15 protein-coding genes are annotated in these 16321 nt (G+C 71.8%); 6 read left to right on the top strand and 9 right to left on the bottom strand.

Translation table 11 applies throughout. The annotated features are described in order from the left end of the window. Nucleotides 1-276 precede the first annotated feature (276 nt). The 4 genes from A6A06_RS28540 to A6A06_RS28555 all read left to right on the top strand — a co-directional run bounded on the left by A6A06_RS28540 (nt 277) and on the right by A6A06_RS28555 (nt 4058). Entirely contained in the window at nt 277-651 is a 375-nt protein-coding gene (locus A6A06_RS28540) for a hypothetical protein (RefSeq protein ID WP_073764881.1), read from the top strand. A 222-nt stretch (nt 652-873) separates the two neighbouring features. Beyond that, complete coding sequence (locus tag A6A06_RS28545) at nt 874-1269, top strand: hypothetical protein (protein ID WP_073764883.1); 396 nt, start codon at nt 874-876, stop codon at nt 1267-1269. A 123-nt stretch (nt 1270-1392) separates the two neighbouring features. Next, a complete protein-coding gene (locus A6A06_RS28550; RefSeq protein ID WP_073764885.1) occupies nt 1393-2778 on the top strand; it encodes a cryptochrome/photolyase family protein in 1386 nt (461 codons plus the stop codon). Between the two features lie 254 nt (nt 2779-3032). Continuing rightward, nucleotides 3033-4058: a hypothetical protein gene (locus A6A06_RS28555; RefSeq protein WP_073764887.1), complete on the top strand. Its 1026-nt coding sequence runs from the start codon at nt 3033-3035 to the stop codon at nt 4056-4058. A gap of 45 nt (nt 4059-4103) precedes the next feature. Here A6A06_RS28555 and A6A06_RS28560 read toward each other — a convergent pair whose 3' ends face one another. Further along, nucleotides 4104-4949, bottom strand: a complete 846-nt coding sequence (locus A6A06_RS28560) for a class I SAM-dependent methyltransferase (protein WP_073764889.1) — start codon at nt 4947-4949, stop codon at nt 4104-4106. A 69-nt stretch (nt 4950-5018) separates the two neighbouring features. Here A6A06_RS28560 and A6A06_RS28565 point away from each other — a divergent pair, with 69 nt between their 5' ends. Both A6A06_RS28565 and A6A06_RS28570 read left to right on the top strand, forming a co-directional pair. Beyond that, nucleotides 5019-6887 (top strand): S9 family peptidase, encoded by a 1869-nt coding sequence (locus tag A6A06_RS28565; RefSeq protein ID WP_073764891.1) that lies wholly within the window; start codon nt 5019-5021, stop codon nt 6885-6887. A 263-nt stretch (nt 6888-7150) separates the two neighbouring features. Beyond that, the gene (locus A6A06_RS28570) at nt 7151-7987 is read left to right on the top strand and encodes a pentapeptide repeat-containing protein (protein ID WP_073764893.1); all 837 of its coding nucleotides are present in this window, start codon (nt 7151-7153) and stop codon (nt 7985-7987) included. A 64-nt stretch (nt 7988-8051) separates the two neighbouring features. Here A6A06_RS28570 and A6A06_RS28575 read toward each other — a convergent pair whose 3' ends face one another. The 8 genes from A6A06_RS28575 to A6A06_RS28610 all read right to left on the bottom strand — a co-directional run bounded on the left by A6A06_RS28575 (nt 8052) and on the right by A6A06_RS28610 (nt 16204). Beyond that, entirely contained in the window at nt 8052-9053 is a 1002-nt protein-coding gene (locus A6A06_RS28575; protein WP_079194422.1) for an SURF1 family protein, read from the bottom strand. Between the two features lie 95 nt (nt 9054-9148). Next, nucleotides 9149-10402, bottom strand: a complete 1254-nt coding sequence (locus tag A6A06_RS28580; protein WP_073764895.1) for a DUF4232 domain-containing protein — start codon at nt 10400-10402, stop codon at nt 9149-9151. Beyond that, nucleotides 10399-10974: a SigE family RNA polymerase sigma factor gene (locus A6A06_RS28585; RefSeq protein ID WP_338015960.1), complete on the bottom strand. Its 576-nt coding sequence runs from the start codon at nt 10972-10974 to the stop codon at nt 10399-10401. Before A6A06_RS28585 ends, A6A06_RS28580 begins: the two co-directional genes overlap by 4 nt. A gap of 611 nt (nt 10975-11585) precedes the next feature. Beyond that, the gene (locus A6A06_RS28590; protein WP_073764897.1) at nt 11586-12728 is read right to left on the bottom strand and encodes an aspartate-semialdehyde dehydrogenase; all 1143 of its coding nucleotides are present in this window, start codon (nt 12726-12728) and stop codon (nt 11586-11588) included. Next, nucleotides 12725-13996 carry an aspartate kinase gene (locus tag A6A06_RS28595; RefSeq protein ID WP_073764899.1) on the bottom strand — a complete coding sequence of 424 codons (1272 nt, stop codon included), beginning with the start codon at nt 13994-13996 and terminating at the stop codon, nt 12725-12727. The genes A6A06_RS28590 and A6A06_RS28595 overlap by 4 nt, the downstream gene beginning before the upstream one ends. A gap of 349 nt (nt 13997-14345) precedes the next feature. Beyond that, nucleotides 14346-15011, bottom strand: a complete 666-nt coding sequence (locus A6A06_RS28600; RefSeq protein ID WP_073764901.1) for a DUF5063 domain-containing protein — start codon at nt 15009-15011, stop codon at nt 14346-14348. Then, entirely contained in the window at nt 15004-15603 is a 600-nt protein-coding gene (gene recR / locus A6A06_RS28605) for a recombination mediator RecR (protein ID WP_003984655.1), read from the bottom strand. The genes A6A06_RS28600 and recR overlap by 8 nt, the downstream gene beginning before the upstream one ends. Before the next feature lie 244 nt (nt 15604-15847). Further along, nucleotides 15848-16204 carry a YbaB/EbfC family nucleoid-associated protein gene (locus A6A06_RS28610; RefSeq protein WP_073764903.1) on the bottom strand — a complete coding sequence of 119 codons (357 nt, stop codon included), beginning with the start codon at nt 16202-16204 and terminating at the stop codon, nt 15848-15850. Nucleotides 16205-16321: the final 117 nt, after the last annotated feature.

A 16321-nucleotide genomic window follows, 5' to 3' on the forward strand; every position in this document is an offset into this window, starting at 1 on the left:
GGAGGTGTCGGCAGGCGCGTAGGTGCACGCCTCGGCGCGCGAGTACGTGCCCCGGCCCCCGCACCCCCGTCGCACGCTCGCGCGCGGCCGGTGCACACCGTGAGCCGACACCTCTGCCGCCCCAAGTGCCTCGCCTGATACGACGTCAATCGGCCGCGTTCCATGCCAAAATGAGCCGCGTGGAGTCGCCGCGGCGCGCTCCTGGTGTGCCGGGAAGTCTGGTCGGCGGTCGATTCTCGACGTGCGAGCGGGTCCGGGTGCCCGGGGCAGGTGGCCATGGCAGGCATCGATGAGACGCTGCGGGACCTGGTGGGGCTCGAAGGTGTTCTCGGCGCCTCGATCGTCGATTACTTCAGCCGCCTGACGCTCGGTGCGATCGGCGGCCCGGCCGGCCCCGACCTCGAAGTGGCGGCCCGCGGCGACACCGACGTGGTGCGCGCCAAACTCTTCACGCTGGAACTCCTCGGCTACCGCCCCGAGCGGATCGAGGACATCCTGATCACGCTGGACAGCGAGTACCACCTCATCCGCCCCTTCACCCGGCGCATGTGCCAGGGCATCTTCGTCTACCTCGTGCTCGACCGGGCCAGCGGCGACCTGGAGGCCGCGCGGGAGAGCATGCGCAAGGTCGAGTCGGAGCTGGACGTCTGAGACACCCACGACGGTGCCGTAACGGTCCGCCGGGCGCGTTGTACCGCCGGAGGGCGGCGGAGGCGGAAGAGTGGGTACGCGCAGGACGGGCAGGACGGGCAGGACGGGCAGTACCGGCAGTACCGGCAGTACCGGCAGAGGCGACGGTGGCGACGGTGGAGTGCGGTGACGCCGCGCGGCTCGGTCGCACGCTGCCGGGCAGCGAGCAGGAGGAGGCGGACGATGCACGTGGGGCTGCTGCGCACGGTGGGTGCGACCACGGCGGTGTACGGCCTGGCGGTCACCGCCTGGCCCGGCCTGCTGGCCAAGCCCTCCGGCCTGGCGGAAGCGGACGGCCGGGTGGCGCCGGCCACCCGCACCTCGCTGCGTCCCCTGGCCTGGCGCGACGCGGCCTGCGGCGTGGCGATGGCCCTGGCGCCGGCGGGCCCGGCGCTGCGGACCGCCGCCTGCCTGCGCGTGGCGGCGGACTTCGGCGACGCCGCGCTGCTCGGTGTGACGCTGCCGGGGCGGGCCCGGCGGCGGGCGGCGGTGGCCGTCTCGTTGGGGTGGGGGGCGTTGTCGGTAGCGGGGTTGCTGTGGCCCGCGTCCGGTGCGCGTGACCGCAGCAGGCGCGCGTAGCCCCGTACGCCCCCTGCGGAACGTACGCCCGCTCCTCACAGCAACCCCGCTCGCTACCTACACCGCTCCCCGTCTCCCTTTCCCCTCCCCCCTCACTCCCCCACGAAGCCCGGAGCGACCCGCGTGACTGCTGCCTCCATCGCCCTGTTCACCTCGGACCTGCGGGTCCACGACAACCCCGTACTGCACGCCGCCGCGAAGGGGACCGGCGGCATCGTGCCGCTGTTCGTCCTCGACGACGGCATTCGCGCCGCGGGCTTCGGCGCGCCCAACCGCTGTGCTTTCCTGGCCGATTGCCTGGCGGACCTCGACGACGCGTTGCGCGCACGCGGGGGCCGGCTCGTCGTCCGTACGGGGGACGTCGTCGAGCAGACCGCCAAGGCCGCTGCCGAGGCGAACGCGCGCGACGTGCATGTGGCGGGCGGGGTCAGCGGGTACGCGCAGCGCCGGGAGGAGCGGCTGCGGCGGGCGCTGGAGGCCGACGGGCGGCGGCTGCACGTACACGACGCGGTGGTCACCGCCCTCGCGCCGGGCGAGGTCACCCCGGCGGGCAAGGACCACTTCGCGGTCTTCACGCCGTACTTCCGTCGCTGGCAGGCCGAACGCCATCGTGACGTGCTGCGGGCGCCCCGGAAGGTGCGGGTGCCCGAAGCGGTCGGTTCACGGCCCGTACCGCGGCGGCGTGACGTGCCCGGGGTGTCCGCCGGTCTGGCGGCGGGCGGTGAGGTGGAGGGCCGCCGCCGGATGTCCGCCTGGACGGGCAGTCCGCTCCGCCGCTACGCGCAGGGGCAGGACGACCTCGCCGGGGACGCGACGTCGCGCCTCTCCCCGCATCTGCACTTCGGTACGTTGTCGGCCATCGAACTGGTCGCCCGCGCGCGCAAGGCGGGCGGTGACGGTGACGGCGCCGAGGCCTTCGTGCGGCAGCTCGCCTGGCGGGACTTCCACCACCAGGTTCTCGCGGCCCGTCCGGCCGCGGCGCACGCCGACTACCGGGCGCGGCAGGACCTCTGGCGGCGCGACGAGGAGGAAGCCGAGGCGTGGCGTACCGGCCGCACCGGCTATCCGATCGTGGACGCGGCGATGCGGCAGCTCGCCCATGAGGGGTGGATGCACAACCGCGCGCGGCTGCTGACCGCCAGTTTCCTGACCAAGACGCTGTATCTGGACTGGCGGCTGGGCGCGGCGCACTTCCTGTCGCTCCTGGTGGACGGCGATCTGGCCAACAATCAGCTGAACTGGCAGTGGGCGGCGGGCACCGGCACCGACACGCGCCCCAACCGCGTCCTCAATCCCCTGGCGCAGGCGAAGCGTTTCGACGCCGACGGCGCGTACGTGAGGCGCTGGGTTCCGGAGCTGGCGGACGTGCCGGGCCTGGAAGGGGGCGCGGTGCACCAGCCGTGGAAACTGACGCCTGCCGCGGCGCGGGCGGAGGTGGACTACCCGGACCCGGTGATCGACCTGGCCGACGGGCTGGCGCGGTTCAAGCGGGCCCGCGGGCTCGACTGAGCCGGGGGCGCGGCTGGGGCGAGGGGGCGGCTGGGGCTAGGGGCGCGGCACGGTCAAGAGTGGCGCGGTCCGGGAACGGCTCGGTCCAGGAACGGCGCGGTCCGGGTGCCCGCGGCCGGATGCCGTCGATGTCGCTCTTGGCCGGGTATGGCGGGTGGTTCCGGTCAATCGGCCGGTGCGTGTTCTCGGGCCGGGTTCCCGTGGCTAGCCTGTGCGCCGACCTGCTCCACTCGTACGCACGAAGGAGAGCGATCATGGTCGACATCCCCACCACACCCGGCATGGCCTGGGACGAGGTCTCGTCCCTGCACGGGCAGATCGTCGGCAACCCCTCCGTGGCCCCGAACGCCGACGGCCGGCTGCAGGTGTTCGCCCGCGGCAAGAACGAGCAGGCGCTGTGGACCATCTGGCAGACGCGCGACGGCGGCTGGAGCGAATGGGAGAACCTGGGCGGTTCGCTGGGCAGCGAGCCCAACGCCGTACGCGGCCAGGACGGCCGTATCTCGGTCTTCTACAAGGGCGCCGACGGGCATCTGCACCACGTACGGCAGGGCGCCATCAACGTCGGCTTCAGCCCGGACGACGTCCTCGTACGCAACATCGGCGGCGACCCGGTGCCCGGCGTCAACGCCGACGGCCGCCTGGACGTCTTCTTCCGTGGCACGGACACCCAGCTGTGGCACGTGTACCAGCAGAACGTCGACTACGAGAGCTGGGTGGCGCCGTCCAGCCTGGCCGGCGGCGTCCAGGGCAACCCGACGGTCGCGCGGGCCGGCGACGGCAAGCTGGAGGTCTTCCACCACAGCACCAACGGCAACCTGTACGACAACCAGCAGAAGGTTCCCGACTCCAGCGACTCCTGGAGCGGGCACTTCGAACTCGTACGCAACATCGGCGGCGGCATCGAGGCCGGTCTCGACTCCGACCAGCGCATCCAGGTGTTCTTCCGCGGTACGGACACCCAGCTGTGGCACATCCAGCAGAAGGCCGGGTACGACTCCTGGTCCTCGGCGTCCAGCCTGGCCGGCGGCGTCCAGGGCACGCCCGCGCTGGCGCGCGCGGCCGACGGGCGGCTGGTGGTCTTCCACCACAGCACCAACGGCAACCTGTACGCGGCCGAGGAAGCGAAGCTCAACGGGGTGGACTGGAGCGGCCACTTCGAAGTCGTACGCAATGTCGGCGGCGACCCGGTGATCGGCACCAACCGGGACGGCCGCCTGGAGCTGTTCTTCCGCGGCACCGACGAAGCGCTGTGGCACCGGCCGCAGAAGTTCGTCTGAGCGGGTGGGGCGGAGCCGGATGAGTCCGGCTCCGCCGCGTGTCCGTTACGGGCGCGTCGCTTTGAGCGAGTACATGAGCGGGACGCGGGGGCGGTCGGCGGGCAGCCGGAAATAGCCGTCGTCCCCGCGTTCCAGCGAGCCGAAACGCTGGAACATCGTCATGTCGTGCTCGTGCAGGAACTCCAGGCGCAGGCCCGTCGCGGCCAGCGCCGAGACGACGTCGCCGAGGGTGTGCTGCCACTCGACGCGGCGGTTGTTGACCGTGGGGGCCGCGAAGTCCGTGTACGTACCCGGGCTCTCGTCCACCCAGGCGTCCCGGCTGAAGTAGTCGTGGGCGACGCGCGAGGCGCTCTCGTCGTCCAGGGCGTCGGTCAGCGGGTGGAACTCGGCGAGGTAGAGGAAGCCGCCGGGCGCGAGGAGGGAGGCGACGGTCTCGGCCCAGCGGCGGATGTCGGGGAGCCAGCAGAGCGCCCCGAGGCCGGTGTAGACGATGTCGTACGTGGCGGGGGCCGCGGCGCAGGCGGCCACGGCCCCGGCGGCGTCGTACACGTCGGCGGCGAGGAAGGTGGCGCGGTCGGGGCCGACGCCGACCTCGGCGGCCAGGTCGCGGGCGGCCTCCACCGCGGGCTCGGAGAAGTCCAGGCCGACGACGTGGGAGGCGCCGCGGTGCGCCCACGACAGGGTGTCCTGGCCGATGTGGCATTGCAGGTGCAGGAGTGTCCGGCCGGTGACGTCGCCGACCTCCGCCGCCTCGAAGTCACGGATGACGTCGCGGTCCCGGCGGAATCCGTCCTGGTCGTAGTAGTCACTCGCGAGGTGGATGGGGACCCGCTCGTCCCACATGGCCCGGTTCGCCGCGCGCCAGTCCTCAGGTCCCTTGTGAGTCAGCATGCAGCGAAGTTATCCACAGGCTGGGGGCCGTGTCAGCGGATTTTTCCCGGGCCTGCGCAGAATGGGGCCATGACTGACGAGACCACCAACGCCAACACTGACGCTTCCGGGGCGGGCGCCCCGGGGACGGCCGGTTCGCCCGGAGCCGCGCCGGACTGGGAGAAGCGCTTCCGGGCACCGCGGGTCAGCCTGCCCGAGTGGGCCGAGGACGCCCCCGACCGCTCGCTGTTCGTCTCCAACGCCACGGGCACCTTCGAGCTGTACACCTGGGACCGGGCGAGCGGCGAGCAGCGGCAGGCCACGGCCCGGCCGAACGGCACGACGGACGGCACCCTGACGCCGGACGGCGAGTGGATCTGGTGGTTCTCGGACACCGACGGGGACGAGTTCGGCGTCTGGAAGCGGCAGCCGTTCGGCGGCGGCGAGGACGAGCCGGCCGCGCCGGGCCTGGAGGCCTCGTACCCGGCGGGCCTGGCGCTCGGCCGGGACGGCACGTCGGTGATCGGCCGCTCCACGGACGAGGACGGCACCACCATCCATGTCGTACGGCCGGGGCAGCCGCCCGTGGAGATCTACCGGCACCGCGAGTCGGCGGGCGTGGGCGCCCTGTCGCACGACGGGTCGCTGATCGCCCTCGAGCACACCGAGCACGGTGACGCGATGCACTCCGCGATCCGGGTGGTGCGGCCGGACGGCTCGACGGTCGCCGAGCTGGACGACACCAAGGGCGGCACCGAGGAGCTGGGCCTGTCGGTGATGGGCTTCGCGCCGGTGGACGGGGACGCGCGGCTGCTGGTGGGGCACCAGCGGCGGGGCCGCTGGGAGCCGATGATCTGGGATCCGCTGTCGGGCGAGGAGAGCGCCCTGGACATCGACCTGCCGGGTGACGTGGCCGCCGACTGGTATCCGGACGGTGCCGCGCTGCTGGTGGAGCACGAGTTCCGGGCGCGCGCCGAGCTGTGGCGCTACGAGCCGCTGACCCGGGCCCTGACCCGCGTCGAGACGCCTGCCGGGACGGTCGCCGGGGCGACGGCGCGGCCGGACGGCTCGGTGGAGTTCCTCTGGTCGTCGGCCGCGCAGCCGCCGGAGGTGCGCTCGACGAGCGGGCAGGTCGTCCTCGACGCGCCCGGGATGAAGGCGCCGGGCTCGGTGCCGGTGACCGACGCGTGGGTGGAGGGCCCCGGCGGGACCGTCCACGCGCTGGTGCAGCAGCCGGCCGGGGCCGGCCCGTTCCCGACGGTCTTCGAGATCCACGGCGGCCCGACGTGGCACGACAGCGACGCTTTCGCGTCCGCGCCCGCGGCGTGGGTGGACCACGGCTTCGCCGTGGTGCGGGTGAACTACCGCGGCTCGACCGGTTACGGCCGGGAGTGGACGGACGCCCTCAAGCACCGCGTCGGGCTGATCGAGCTGGAGGACATCGCGGCGGTGCGGGAGTGGGCCGTCTCCTCCGGGCTGGCCGACCCGGAGCGGCTGGTGCTGTCCGGCGGTTCGTGGGGCGGCTACCTGACGCTGCTCGGGCTGGGCACCCAGCCGCAGGCGTGGGCGCTGGGCCTGGCGGCGGTCCCGGTGGCGGACTACGTCACCGCGTACCACGACGAGATGGAAGCCCTGAAGGCGATGGACCGCACGCTGCTGGGCGGGACGCCGGAGGAGGTGCCGGAGCGCTTCGAGGCGTCGTCGCCGCTGACGTACGTGGACGCGGTGCGCGCGCCGGTCTACATCTCCGCCGGGGTCAACGACCCCCGCTGCCCCATCCGCCAGGTGGAGAACTATGTCGACCGCCTGAAGGAGCGCGGCCACCCGCACGAGGTCTACCGCTACGACGCCGGACACGGCTCGCTGGTCGTCGAGGAACGCATCAAGCAGGTCCGCATGGAGCTGGACTTCACACGGCGGTACCTGGGGATGGGGGGCGACGGCGAACTGAAGCAGTAACGATCGGCGGGGGGTGGGGGTGGGGCGGGGCGGGGGGGGAGGCCACCAGAGCGTCGCGTGGGCCCGGCCCGGCCCGCCCGACCCCCGGCCCTTCCCCCCCTCGGCCCCGGTCCTTACCCCCGCCCCCGCCCTTGCCCCCGCCCTTGCCCCCGTCCCCGCCCTATGTCCCCCGTCACTCCCTCCCGTCCGGGAGAATGGGGGTTCGTACGTGGAGCGGAGCGGGGGGACACTCCCGCTCGTCTTGTGGCAGGAGAGCATTCGCGGTGTCCCAGAAGCACGAAGCCCCCTCGGCCGGCGGCGACCGCCTCGGCCTGCAGGCCGACTGCGGCAGTTGCTTCGGCCTGTGCTGCGTCGCGCTGCCCTTCGCCGCCTCCGCCGACTTCGCGGTCGACAAACCCGCAGGCAAGCCGTGCTCGAATCTCCAGAAGGATTTCAGCTGCGGCATCCATGCCCGCCTCCGCGACAAGGGCTTCTCCGGCTGTACGGTCTTCGACTGCTTCGGCGCGGGCCAGAAGGTCTCCCAGGTCACCTTCGGCGGTACGGACTGGCGCAGCGCTCCGGGCACCGCGCGGCAGATGTTCGACGTGTTCCCCGTGATGCGCCAGCTCCACGAGCTGCTCTGGTACCTGACCGAGGCGCTGGCGCTGCCTTCCGCCCGCCCCATCCACAAGGATCTCCGCCGCGCGCTCAAGGAGACCGACCGGCTGACCCGCGGCAGCGCCGACGCGCTCGCCGAGGTGGACGTCCCCGCCGTACGGCAGGACGTCAACGCCCTGCTGCTGCGCACCAGCGAACTCGTACGGGCCACCGTTCCCGGCCGCAAGAAGAACCACCGGGGAGCCGACCTGATCGGCGCCCGGCTCAAGGGGGCCGACCTGCGCGGCGCCAACCTGCGCGGCGCCTACCTGATCGCCGCCGACCTCAAGGGCGCCGATCTGCGGACCGCCGACCTGATCGGTGTGGACTTCCGTGACGCGGATCTGAGCGGCGCCGACCTCACCGGCAGCATCTTCCTCACCCAGGCCCAGCTGAACGCGGCCAAGGGCGACGCGGAGACCAAGCTGCCCCCGGCTCTCAGTCGGCCCACCCACTGGAAGTAGGGGGCAGGGGTACAGGGAGGGATAGGGGCAAGGGCAGGAGTCAGGGCAGCGGGGGTCAGACGGTTCAGGGCCGCGATACGGTGCCGGCGCTGTCCTCGGAGGCACCGGCTTCCCCGGAGGCACCGGCTTCCTCAGCATTCTGCCCCGCAGCCTTCGGCCCCGCAGCCTTCGGCTCCTCGGACTTCCGCCCTTCGGACTTCCGCCCCTCGCCCGATCGACCCTCGCCCGATCGACCCTCGGCCGATCGCCCCTCGGCCGGTGTCTCCGCCGGTGTCTCGGCCGATTCCTCCGCCGGGACCAGCCCCAGCGCCACGTCCTTGGCCGCCTCCGCCTCCCGGCGGAAGAGCCGGAACCACATGAAGATCACGAACCCGGCGAACACGAACCATTCCCCGGTGTACCCCAGGTTCTGGAACGCCTTCAGGTCCAGCCCGCTGCCCTCCGCCGCGACCGGCGGCACGGCCACCAGCGGCGCCTGGGCCTTGGTCACGGTGATCCAGGCGTCGTACACGTCGTACGGCACGATGTTGACCAGCGACGCCGCGCTGATCATGCCGAGCTGTCCGGACGGCAGGCCGCCGCCCGCGTGCACCCCGTCGGTGCCCTGGTTCTCCGACGCCTGCAGCGCCCCGGTGACCGTCACGTCGCCGTTCGGCGGCGCGGGCACCTTCGCCTTGGCGCCCGGCGCGTCGACGTCTCCGGGCAGCCAGCCCCGTACGACCGGCAGGGCCTTGCCGCCGTCCGTGCGCAGCAGCGTCAGCACGTAGAAGCCGGGCCGTTCATCGAGCCGGCGGTCCGGTACGAGCAGTTGGTGCCCGGTGTCGTAGCGGCCGGTGGCGGTGGCCTGGCGGCCGGAGGTGACCTTGTCCACCGGCAGCAGCTCGTCCAGCGGCCGGGCGGCCGCGGCCTTCGCCTCGGCGGACCGGTCCTCCTGCTGGTGGTGCGTGTCGACGCGGTCCTCGAAGCGGCTCAGCTGCCAGCTGCCCATGAAGATGCAGAAAGGGATCGCCAGTACGGCGAAGACGTTGATTCCCCACCACCGCGGGGTCAGCAGGAACCGGTACACAGGGCCAACGGTACGGGGAGCGCTGTCCGGCCCGGACGGCGGGGCCGGGCCGCCAGGGCACTTCTGATGGATCTCCGCGGCATCGCCGCCGACCGTCACTGCGTCGGCAGGGCCTCGGTGCGGTAGACCGTTCCGGCGCAGGCCTCCGGGATCTTGGCGTCCGCCGCCGCGGGCTGACCGGCCTCCGGCGTGTGGTTGAGCACGACGCTGCCCGGCGGGTTGGAGCCGCCGCTGCCCGGGGACCCGTCGTCGCCGCCGGCCTGGCCGCCACCCGTGGTGCTCCCGCCACCGCCCTCGCCGGAGGACGATGACGAAGCGCCCGGCGACGTCTCACCGGGTGCCTTGGAAGGCAACGGGCTCGGCGACGGGGGCGGCGCGGAGCAGCCGGTCGTACCGCCGCCCTCCTTCGGGACCCACGCGAACTTGACCTCGTACGCCTGGCCCGGCTTGAGCACCAGCTGGTCCGGGGTCGTGATCGGGTCGGGCAGGCCGGGGGCCGCGTCGCCCGCCGTGTGGTCGACGACACTGACGCGCGAGCTGTCCGTACCGCCCTGGGCGAGTACGCCGACCTCGCCGCCGCCCTCGACCGAGCACGCGGAGTCGGAGGTGTTCACCACCCGGAACGAGCCGTAGACGCGGCCCGCCGAGTCGGCGGGGCCGACCGAGCTGACACCGTTGCCAAGCTGGGTGCGCGAACAGGCGGGCGAGGTGACGTCCATCGTCCCGGACGGGTAGGGCGCCGTGCCGGTGCTCGTGCCGGGCGGCTTGCCGTTCTTGTCCGGGCCCTTGCCGGGACCGGTGGGCCTGCCCTCTTCGCCGGCCTTCTTGCCGCCGTGCCCGGCGGGCGGCTTGCCGCTGTGCTCCGTGCCCTCGCCGTGCGTGCCCTCGGTGCTGCTGCCCGGTGTGCGCTGCGTACTGGCGGCGTTGGCGGGGCGGTCCTCGGGGCCGTCGGCGAAGTCGGCCACATGCACCATCGCGGGGATGGACGTGCCGCCGAGCAGGATGGCCGCGGCAGCGCCGACCACGGCGTGGCGGCGGCGCCGTCGCCGGGCCGGGACCGCGCGGCGCAGCTGTTCGAGCGAGTCGGGGGCGGGTTCCAGGTCGTCGACGACGGAGTGCAGCAGCCGCCGCAACTCGTCCTCGCCGGTGGCGCCGCCGGTACCGGCGTCCTGGCCGTCCGGGCTGCTTTGGCCGTCCGGGCTGTTCGGGCCGTCCCGGCCGTCCGGGCCGTCCTGCGGGTCGTGCCGGTCCTTCGGGTTCTGCGAGTCCTGTCGGTCCTGCGAGTCCTGTCGGTCCTGCGGGTCGTACGGATCCTGCGGGTCGTACGGGCCGAACTGCTTGCCACTCATGCGGGAGCCTCCATGGCGACGCGCAGCGCCGCGATACCCCGTGAGCCGTACGCCTTCACCGAACCGAGCGATATCCCCAACGTCTCGGCGACCTGGGCCTCGGTCATGTCCGCGAAGTACCGCAGGACCAGGACCTCGCGCTGGCGACGCTGCAACCCCCGCATCGCCTTGATCAATTGGTCGCGCTCCAGGAGGTCGTACGCGCCTTCCTCGGCGCTCGCCATGTCGGGCATCGGCTTGGAGAGCAGCTTCAGTCCGAGAATGCGGCGGCGCAGCGCCGAACGGGAGAGATTGACGACTGTCTGGCGCAGATAGGCGAGGGTCTTCTCGGGATCGCGCACCCGGCCCCGGGCGGAGTGCACCCGGATGAAGGCTTCCTGGACGACGTCCTCGCACGAGGCGGTGTCGTCCAGCAGCAGCGCGGCCAGGCCCAGCAGTGATCGGTAGTGCGCGCGGTAGGTCTCGGTGAGATGGTCGACAGTCGTGCCCGCAGCCATCGCGTCGTCAGTGTCCCCACGCTGAGAGGAGATCTGCGCGGGCTGCGCGGCGGGCCACGGGGCGATCACCGGCATACCCCCGGGCATGCGGGGCCGCAACGGCCGCACTGCCGTGCCGCCGGAGCCCCCTGGGGCAATCGCGATACCGAATACCTCTGCCACGCCTGTTGGACACGCTTCCCCCCATCAGGGTTGTACGCGCACGACACCGTCTTTGACGGCGGGTCAAATGCCCTCATGCGTACCAGCTCTTCCCCAATACCCCATTTGTCCCGCAGGTCCCTGGACACCCTTGAGGGCGGCCACAAAGACGCCCCCCGCCCAACTACCGGTTGCAGTAAGGGGGGAGCGAATAGTCGAACACGGCGTCGGGCCAGTTCAAGTGGTTTGGACCAACGAGTCGCTCACAGGACCTTCACACAACTCACAAGGTATCCCCTGAGCGGATCAGCGGCAGCACCAATCGGGTCAGTACCCGCCCCAAAATGGCGCCTCTCTGCCAGGAACGACGCTTCCCGGCCATCGAGCGTCGCACACCGGCCCCGGACACCGCGCGCCGGGCTCCGGGGACCACGTGCCTGGCTCCGGAAACCGCTCGCCGCGCCCCTCATGCCTGCCCCGCCGCCTTCCCCTGTCCTGCCCGTCCTACCTGTCTTGCCCGTGCTACCTGCCCTGCCCGTCCCGCCCTACAGCGTCATCTCCGCCGCGACCACCTCGGCGATCTGCGCGGTGTTCAGCGCCGCGCCCTTGCGCAGGTTGTCCCCGCACACGAAGAGCTCCAGCGCCCGGGGGTCGTCCAGGGCCCGCCGTACCCGCCCGACCCAGGTCGGATCCGTACCGACCACGTCGGCGGGCGTGGGGAACTCGCCGGTCTCCGGGTCGTCGCAGACGATGACGCCCGGCGCGGACGCCAGGATCTCGTGCGCCCCGGCGACCGTGACCTCGTTCTCGAAGCGCGCGTGCACGGTCAGCGAGTGCGTGGTGATCACGGGGACCCGTACACAGGTCGCGCTGACCCGCAGATCGGGCAGCCCCAGGATCTTCCGCGACTCGTTGCGGACCTTGAGCTCCTCCGAGGACCAGCCGTCCTCCTGGAGGGACCCGGCCCACGGCACGACGTTGAGCGCGACCGGCGCCGGGAACGGGCCGAGCGTGTCGCCCATGGCCCGCCGTACGTCACCGGGCGCGGTGCCCAGTTCCGTACCGGAGACCGCGGCGAGCTGGGAACGCAGCGCGTCGACGCCGTCCTTGCCCGCGCCGGAGACGGCCTGGTACGAGGAGACGATCAGCTCGCTGAGCCCGTACTCGGCGTGCAGGGCGCCCAGCGCGACGATCATCGACAGGGTCGTGCAGTTCGGGTTGGCGACGATGCCGCGCGGGCGGACCCGCGCCGCGTGCGCGTTGACCTCGGGGACCACCAGCGGCACGTCCGGGTCCATCCGGAACGCCGCGGAGTTGTCCACGACCACCGCGCCCTTGGCGGCGGCGATCGGCGCCCACTGCGCGGAGACCTCGTCCGGCACGTCGAACATCGCGATGTCGATGCCGTCGAAGGCTTCCTCGGTCAGCGCGAGGACCTCGACCTCCTCGCCCCGTACGGTCAGCTTGCGGCCAACTGAGCGATGGGGATCCCCCCTGCTCGAACGCAGCTGAGAGCTCGGGGGAGAGGCCAGCAGCCGGATCTCGCCCCAGATGTCGGCCCGCTCGGAGAGGATGCCGAGCAGCACCGAGCCGACGGCGCCGGTGGCGCCGACGACGGCCAGATGCGGCTTACGGGCCGCGCGGTCACCCACGCGACCCGTAGCCGTACCCGAGAAGGGTGTGGTCATCGACCGGTGCCGCCGTACACCACGGCCTCGTCGCTCTCGCTGTCCAGGCCGAAGGCGCTGTGCACGGCCTGCACGGCTTCCTTGACGTCGTCGGCGCGGGTGACGACCGAGATACGGATCTCGGATGTCGAGATCAGCTCGATGTTCACGCCCGCGTTGGACAGCGCCTCGAAGAAGGTCGCCGTCACGCCGGGGTTGGTCTTCATACCCGCGCCGACCAGCGAGATCTTGGCGATCTGGTCGTCGTAGCGCAGCGAGTCGAAGCCCACCGACGCCTTGGTCCGCTCCAGCGCCGTGACGGCCTTGCGGCCCTCGTCCTTCGGCAGCGTGAAGGAGATGTCGGTCAGACCCGTCGAGGCGGCCGACACGTTCTGTACGACCATGTCGATGTTGACCTCGGAGTCCGCGATGGCACGGAAGATCGTCGCCGCCTCGCCCGGCTTGTCCGGAACGCCGACGACCGTGACCTTCGCCTCGGAGGTGTCGTGTGCGACGCCCGAGATGATCGCCTGCTCCATGGGCTGGTCCCCTTGCGGTTCGTTGCTGACCCAGGTGCCGCGCAGTCCGGAGAAGGACGAGCGGACGTGGATCGGGATGTTGTAACGGCGGGCGTACTCGACGCAGCGGTGCAGCAGCACCTTGGAACCGGAGCTGGCCAGCTCCAGCATGTCCTCGAAGGAGATCCAGTCGATCTTCCGGGCCTTCTTCACGACCCGGGGGTCGGCGGTGAAGACGCCGTCCACGTCGGTGTAGATCTCGCAGACATCCGCGTCCAGCGCCGCGGCCAGTGCGACGGCGGTGGTGTCCGAGCCGCCCCGCCCCAGCGTGGTGATGTCCTTCTTGTCCTGGGAGACGCCCTGGAAACCGGCGACGATGGCGATGTTGCCCTCGTCCACGGACGTCTTGATGCGGCCCGGCGTGACATCGATGATCCGTGCTTTGTTGTGCACGGAGTCGGTGATGACACCGGCCTGGCTTCCGGTGAAGGACTGCGCCTCGTGACCGAGGTTTTTGATCGCCATCGCCAGCAAGGCCATGGAGATCCGCTCTCCGGCGGTCAGCAGCATGTCGAACTCGCGCCCCGACGGGATCGGGGACACTTCCTGAGCGAGATCGATCAGCTCGTCCGTCGTGTCGCCCATCGCGGAGACCACCACAACCACCTGGTTGCCGTTCTTCTTGGCCTCGACGATTCGCTTGGCGACGCGCTTGATGCCCTCGGCATCCGCAACGGATGAGCCGCCGTACTTCTGCACGACAAGGCCCACGTGCGCTCCTCGCAACTGTCTCTTCGGGAGTTTCCTCCCGGACCCCCTGACATGGGGGTACTGCGGTCGGCTCAGTCTAACGAGCAGGCGGAATCCGCCTCGCCAATACCACATGGTGAGACATAGCGCTCACGTCACGAACGTTCGTGGAACGGCGTGGGCGCGCCGTTGCGCCCGCTCGGCCAGCACATGCCCGCTTCTCACAAGGGCACACGGAAAGGTAACCCAGGTCACACCGGACCCGGCCCTGATCGGGGCGCCGCGGGACGCGTACCCGGCCGCCGTGCCTTCTCACACCTACACGGCCGGACAGCCCCGCCTCACGCGCTCGCGGACGGCCCTGCGGCCCTCACACCCCGCGCAGCCCCAGCGGCCCGGCGATCTCCGCCGCCATGACCTTGCCGGCCTCCTCGGCGAGCCGCTCCTCGCCGCCGTCCGCCGCGTCGCTGTCCGTGTCCAGGCCGTCCAGCTCGTCCAGCGGCTGGTCCAGCCGTACGTGGGCGACCAGCGACTGCAACGCGCGAAGCGCCGCGCTCGCCGTCGGTCCCCAGTTCGACAGGTACGAGAACTGCCACCACCACAGCGCCTCGCTGACCCGGCCGGCGCGGTAGTGCGCCAGGCCGTGCCGCAGATCCGTGATGAGGTCCGCCAGGTCGTCGGAGATCCGGCACGCGACGGGCGCGCTGCGCGGTACGTACGGGTCGAAGACCTCGGAGTACACGTCCACCGGGTCCAGCAGCCGCGCGAAGCGCTCCCGCAGCTCGTCGACGTCCGGTTCCGGGCCGACATCGGGCTCGTACCGCTCGTCCGGCACGATGTCCTCGTGCGCCCCCAGACGGCCGCCGGTCAGCAGCAGCTGGGAGACCTCCAGCAGCAGGAACGGCACGGCACTGTCCGGCTCGTCGCCCTTGGCCACCTCGGTGACCGCGACGATGAAGCTCTCGATCGAGTCGGAGATCTGTACGGCGAAATCGTCCGGGTTCCGCGTCGCGTCGTGCAGCGTGGCATCAGACATCGAGAAGTCTCCTCCCTTCGAAGGCCCGCCCGAGCGTGACCTCGTCGGCATACTCCAGATCGCCCCCGACGGGCAGACCGCTGGCCAGCCGCGTCACCCGAAGGCCCATCGGCTTGACCATACGCGCGAGGTACGTGGCCGTGGCCTCGCCCTCCAGGTTCGGGTCGGTGGCCAGAATCAGCTCGGTGATCGTGCCGTCCGCGAGCCGGGCCAGGAGTTCCCGTATCCGCAGGTCGTCGGGGCCCACGCCCTCGATCGGGCTGATCGCCCCGCCGAGCACGTGGTAGCGGCCGCGGAACTCGCGCGTCCGCTCGATCGCCACGACGTCCTTGGGTTCCTCGACGACACAGATGACCGCCGGATCGCGGCGCGGGTCCAGGCAGACCCGGCACTGCTCGTCCTGCGCGACATTGCCGCACACGCTGCAGAACCGGACCTTCGCCTTGACCTCCATCAGCGCGTTCGCGAGCCGGCGGACGTCGGTCGGCTCGGCCTGAAGGATGTGGAAGGCGATCCGCTGCGCGCTCTTGGGACCGACGCCGGGCAGCCTGCCCAGCTCGTCGATCAGATCCTGGACCACGCCTTCATACACGGAACGTCTTCTCTCTCTTCTGCCGTGCTGCGTACGCTAGTTGGCTGCTCCCCGGAAAGGGAGCCCCATTTTTGAAGACTTCGGCCCCGGCTTCGGCCCCGAAACCCCGGAACGGGAGTCCCGCGACCGGAGCCGGAGCCGAGTCCGGAGGCGGAGCCGGTGTGACCGGCCCTGAGGCCTCGGCCGGAACCGGTCGCGAACCCTGCCGGGGCCGGGCCGGGGCCGCGCCTCTCCGCCTGGTGGCTCAGAAGGGAAGACCGGGGATGCCCCCGCCGCCCAGCCCCTGCGCGAGCGGGCCGAGCTTCTCCTGCTGCAGCTGCTGCGCACTGGCGTTGGCGTCCCGTACCGCGGCCAGGACGAGGTCCGCGAGGGTCTCGGCGTTCTCCTCGGCGGTCCCCGCCTCGGGGTCCACCGCCCTGGGGTCGATGACCAGGCCCTTGAGCTCGCCGGAGCCGTTCACGGTCGCCTTGACCAGGCCGCCTCCCGCCGAGCCCTCGACGGGGGTTTCGGCCAGCTCCTGCTGGGCCTCCGCGAGATCCTGCTGCATCTTCTGGGCCTGCTGGAGCAGCTGCTGCATGTTGGGCTGACCACCGGGGATCACTACGTGACTCCTGCCGTACGACAACGATTGGTGCGGTAGCCCGAGCCTACGTGCTCGAACGTCGCCACGCCCTACGCCGTACGGAGGAGCACGGCTGTACGCCCGGCCACCCGCGCC

Source organism: Streptomyces sp. CB02923, assembly GCF_001905005.1.
Classification (GTDB): Bacteria; Actinomycetota; Actinomycetes; order Streptomycetales; family Streptomycetaceae; genus Streptomyces.